Origin of the sequence: Xanthomonas sp. 3058 (genome assembly GCF_014199765.1) — a bacterium.
In the GTDB taxonomy this organism is placed as follows: domain Bacteria; phylum Pseudomonadota; class Gammaproteobacteria; order Xanthomonadales; family Xanthomonadaceae; genus Xanthomonas; species Xanthomonas campestris_B.
Window position 1 is genome coordinate 1 of record NZ_JACHOF010000041.1, and the last position, 4476, is coordinate 4476.

At 55.7% G+C, this 4476-nt stretch carries 4 protein-coding genes; all 4 read left to right on the plus strand.

The window, feature by feature from the left end; translation table 11 throughout:
- The first annotated feature begins 196 nt into the window (after positions 1-196).
- Positions 197-1015 carry a hypothetical protein gene (locus GGR61_RS20680; protein ID WP_184623777.1) on the plus strand — a complete coding sequence of 273 codons (819 nt, stop codon included), beginning with the start codon at positions 197-199 and terminating at the stop codon, positions 1013-1015.
- 30 nt (positions 1016-1045) lie between these two features.
- On the plus strand, positions 1046-2752 hold the full coding sequence (locus GGR61_RS20685; protein WP_184623779.1) for an XVIPCD domain-containing protein: 1707 nt from the start codon (positions 1046-1048) through the stop codon (positions 2750-2752).
- Between the two features lie 248 nt (positions 2753-3000).
- Entirely contained in the window at positions 3001-3246 is a 246-nt protein-coding gene (locus GGR61_RS20690) for a SymE family type I addiction module toxin (RefSeq protein ID WP_184623780.1), read from the plus strand.
- Positions 3247-3501: 255 nt separating this feature from the next.
- The gene (locus tag GGR61_RS20695) at positions 3502-4077 is read left to right on the plus strand and encodes a hypothetical protein (RefSeq protein WP_184623782.1); all 576 of its coding nucleotides are present in this window, start codon (positions 3502-3504) and stop codon (positions 4075-4077) included.
- The last annotated feature ends 399 nt before the right edge of the window (positions 4078-4476 follow it).

Consider the following 4476-nt stretch of genomic DNA (forward strand, 5'->3'; position numbering starts at 1 on the left):
GCCGCCAACTACCGTACACAACAAGCCAACAACGCAGTACCCTTCAACCCCGGGCTTTATCAGTAATCACTGGTACGGATGATGGGGGCAGGTCACGGTCTGTAAAGCGCAGAAGTCCGAGGTCACTGTGCTGGCCGGAACAAGACCGGATCGGCCGGGTGGTGTAACTTGTCCAGCCTGGACAAGTTGAGAGTGCATGGCGATGAAGCGTATTGGAAATAGTTGTTATGCACTAATTTTTTCCGCAGTCCTTTTGTTGCCTGGGTGCGGTAAGGCACAGCCGGAAGCTGGTAGCCAACAAGCGGAGGCCACTGCTGCAGCCCCTACTCCAACTCCAAGTTCTGATGTCGCCGCGCCGCAATCGTCCCAGGTTGGGGCCGGAACCTATGTCACTGAGGGTGGTTGGGGACGTCTGGTCATTGAGGCACCAAAATCCCAAGGATTTCCGACGTTTTCATTGGACACAGAGAATGTCGATAGCGGGTGTACGCTTTCTGGCCAGTTGGATAAAAGTGGCAGTGGAGTCGTTTACGAAGGTGCGACGCCAAGCCAATGCTCACTTGCGCTGAAGGCGGAGCCGGGTGGCGTGGCCGTCAATACCTCGACCAAAGCGCAGTGTCAGGTCTATTGCGGAAGTAATGGCAGCTTCGAGGGAAGCTACAAGCGCGTGTCTTCAAGCTGTACCGCTGATGCAATCGAGAAGGCGCGTCATGACTTCAAGCCTCTCTATGATCAGAAGAAATACGCTGAGGCCAAGGCTGCGCTTGCGCCTATTTACCAAAATTGTGTGATGACGATGGGCCTGGCCGAAGAGGGCGCACTACGAAACGATTACGCGCTAACGCTCTACAAGTTGAAAGACAAGTCGGAGTGCCTGTCGGTTCTATCTAAATACAAGCAAGATACTGCCCGCACGGATGACCAGATTTCCGATGGGATGGCCCCAGCGGTCGTTGACGACTACTTGGCCGTCATCCACGCTGCACGCACAAACATAGCGCTTTGCAGCCGTTAATTGATTGATTCGTCAGCCAAGGAGAAGGACATGCCACAGGAAACAGGACAACCAGCGCCGCCGCAGCTGAGTGACAACGAACTCAAAACACTTGCTTATTTCGCGATCGGCGTTGCTTCTGAGGGAAGCATGGCAGGCAAGAACGTCGCCTACAGGCTTTCATTTGCGGGCTCCATCAATGACGGCGTGATGAAACCCATCGGGAATAGTGGGTTTTCAATCGGGACGCTGCAAACCGATCTCGGGCAACATCCAGATGTCGCCACTGGTCTGGTTGACGCCTATCAAGGGTGGGCCAGGCAACAGACACCGGCTGTTGCTCTTTCGGAGCAGCAGCGCACGCAAACCATCCATGACCTGCAGCGGGATGGCCATGCCATCAAGGCGGAGAATGGAAGGGCGCTTGATGGAACGGTAAAATCGAACATTGATCGCTTCCTCGCCTCCGACGAGGGAGTCGCATTTGTACATGAGCATGACCGCACCCAGGTCGAGCAATTGATGCGACCGGGCGATGGAGCAAAAGATCTGGGCAGCGCAGTACAGCAGTTACGTCAGACCAATCTGTATGCAGAGTCAAGTTTGAATGATCAAGCAAAATTGGCAACGATGATCATGAAGCTTGAAAATCAGGCTGGACGCGGCCGCTATCCTGGCGTACTGCAGAGTATCAATGACGGAACATTGCAGAGTGTCGACGATGTAAAGACGCGAATCGACGGCATGCTTCCCAACAAGATCGTCAAAGGTCACGAGCAAGCAGACTACATCGAAAGTGGTGTAGAGCATGCGCTTAAAGGCACTGCAGTCTTCAATGCATTGCGTGGGGCAAACCAGGCAAGCCCACTTTCTACTGCGTACGGAAGTGTGGTGGCCGATCCGCTCATCAATCCAACTGATGCACACAACGGCCGCGGTGCTGCTGATGTATCTCATCACTACGGTGTGGTTAAAACGTTGTTCCTCCAGAACGCCGAAGCCCCAGCCTTTATTCAATCAGTGGATCAAGGAGCAAGTCATGCCTGGGGACGCCCGCAAGCTGAGGGGAAAAGTGGACCTACCGCAGGTCTTTACACCTCCGGCAACGATGTTGTCGTGTGGAATCGTGATGGTCAGGGCCACGCGGTTGTTGGTGGTGTGTGGTCTGACGCATCGCGAGCCAGTCTGAGCCGTGAGCGGCACCAGGACGGAACGACCGATATCAATCTTACAAACTCGGATGGTTCACATGAACGCCTTCTCCATGTTGATCCCCGCGCAGTCCCATTACGTGTACGAGGTGAGGTCGGTCACCCAGAGCGGCATGAAGCGCAGCCTGTAGGGCCTGCGCATGGCTCGCTCGGTTCATCGCAAGATCCCCTACATCGTCAAGCCGAGGACGCAGTTCGCCGCCTGGAGCAATGCCTCGGCAGGGAGTACGACGACAACAGCGCACGGTTGGCGGCAAGCAGCGCGCATCTGGCCAAAGAGAACGGCCTGTCGCGGATCGATCACGTCATATTGAGCGAGAACACCAAGTCCGTGCGACAAGGTGAGAACGTCTTCGTTGTAGAAGGCGCGTTGAACGACCCCGCTCACAAGATGGCGCATATGAAGACCAACGACGCGATCGCACAGCCGGTCGAGCAGTCTCTGGCGCAATTACAGGCGTTGAGCGAGACGCAGCGCCAACAACGTTCCCAGCAGCAGGGGCAGCAGGGCGAGCAGTCGATCGCCCCACAGCACCGGGTGGTGTGAAGAATACCGGTGTGGTGTTCTGCGATGTTTTCTTCGGGTGGTCGGACTTGCGGTGGGCATCTGCATGATTGGCAGGACGATAGTAGCCGTCGCTTTCATAGCCATTCTGGTCGTGTGCGTTTCGATCGAGTTGCCGGTTGCGGGGATATCCAGAACCGAGGGCGGGGACATGATCTTTTTCTCGGCGCGTGTGACCTCCTCCCTGTGTTAGGCCTGCGCCGGACACAGCGCCGCAAGGCTCCGGCCGTTTGCATGCACCCCGCCGCGCCCGCCGCCCGCGCCAATGCACTGTCAGCTACACCCTTTACCCCGGCGCCCACGACCACGCCGGCGACCAGCACGTGCCCCACGTTCGCCTCAGTGGGCTATGGCTGGAACAACCGGGCTTCGCCATCGGCAGCAAGCTGCGTATCACCGCCAGTGCGGGGCAGTTGGTGATCGAGGTGTTGGCGCCGGTGGAGCTGCCTCTGGCACCGGGCAGATCGCGTAGGTAACTGGGCGCGACACGGGAGGCGCACGTTGACCCCGGCGCCGGATGTCACTAGCGTCGCACTCAGGCCAGCGCAAAACGAGTGCTCACCGACTGCTCCTGTAACCGTAAGTGTTGAGCATGACACGGAGTATGGGCGGCGTTACCCTTGGCCACCAACTGCTGCAGCTTGCACGGGAGAGATACAGTGTTCATCGCGAAACACCGAATACGCACTCTGCTCATGTCACTCATCGTAGGGCTTAGCGCAGGTTGCAACATGCAGTCATCTACCGCTACCACGAATACGCACATTGCGAAGGAGCAAGCAGATATGCGAACCGCAATACCATTAGTGCGAAGCCTTGCCCAATTTGAAGATGGGGAGGTGGAACTTGAATTTGACGTACCTGCACAATCGGACGACGCGAATCCTCCGGTCTTCATAGGAATTCTACTGACTGGAAGTGATCCAGGCGCGGTAGCTGACATCGCCGATCGCCTGAAGCGCGCCGATATCGCGGCAGTAGTGCGTTTGGAACATGTTCAACCTGGCGGGTCAACTAAAGTGCTATTAGAGTGTGCTCAGCGTGTCGGAAGGGGGGAGGAGGAATCTGTTGCTCTTGCCGCAGATGGTTTGTCTCCCCGCTTATTCGCAATGGATGCGGACTTTGCCACCATGGAGCAGGCTGGCTTGGCATCTTTGGAGATGCCGTCTGAGGAGCTTGCCTTTGCTTACAGTACTTCACTTCAGGCAGGACGCTACCGACTCAAATTACACATTACTCGTAATGCTGAGGAGCTAGCTAAGACAAATGCGCAACTGCTGATTGCTTACATCCACAAAGGAAAGTAAGGAGAGATGGCATGGAAGATCAAGAGATGGCATGGAAGATCATGGGAGACACTATACGGTTACCATCTACGTAGCTGCAGCTGGGACGCCGCTCCTATATGACAAAGAGCCATCCGTTGCGGGCCACGTCTATTACGCGGTCGATGATGGGGCAAGTTCTAATAGTTATGGATTCGCCCCGGCGAGGCATGGCGAATCCGTTGGACCCGGAAAGGTAACTGACAATGATGTTAGAAATTATAGGGATCCTTACTATTCAAGAACGATAGAGATCGATAAGGAGCAATACGAAAAGCTTAGAGCGTGTTATGAACTTTGAAAGAGCGTGGCTGCATTTCCAAGCATCAGGATCGTAAAGGCGACAAAGTGCAAACCGGCCAACGTTTCCGGCAATCGCTC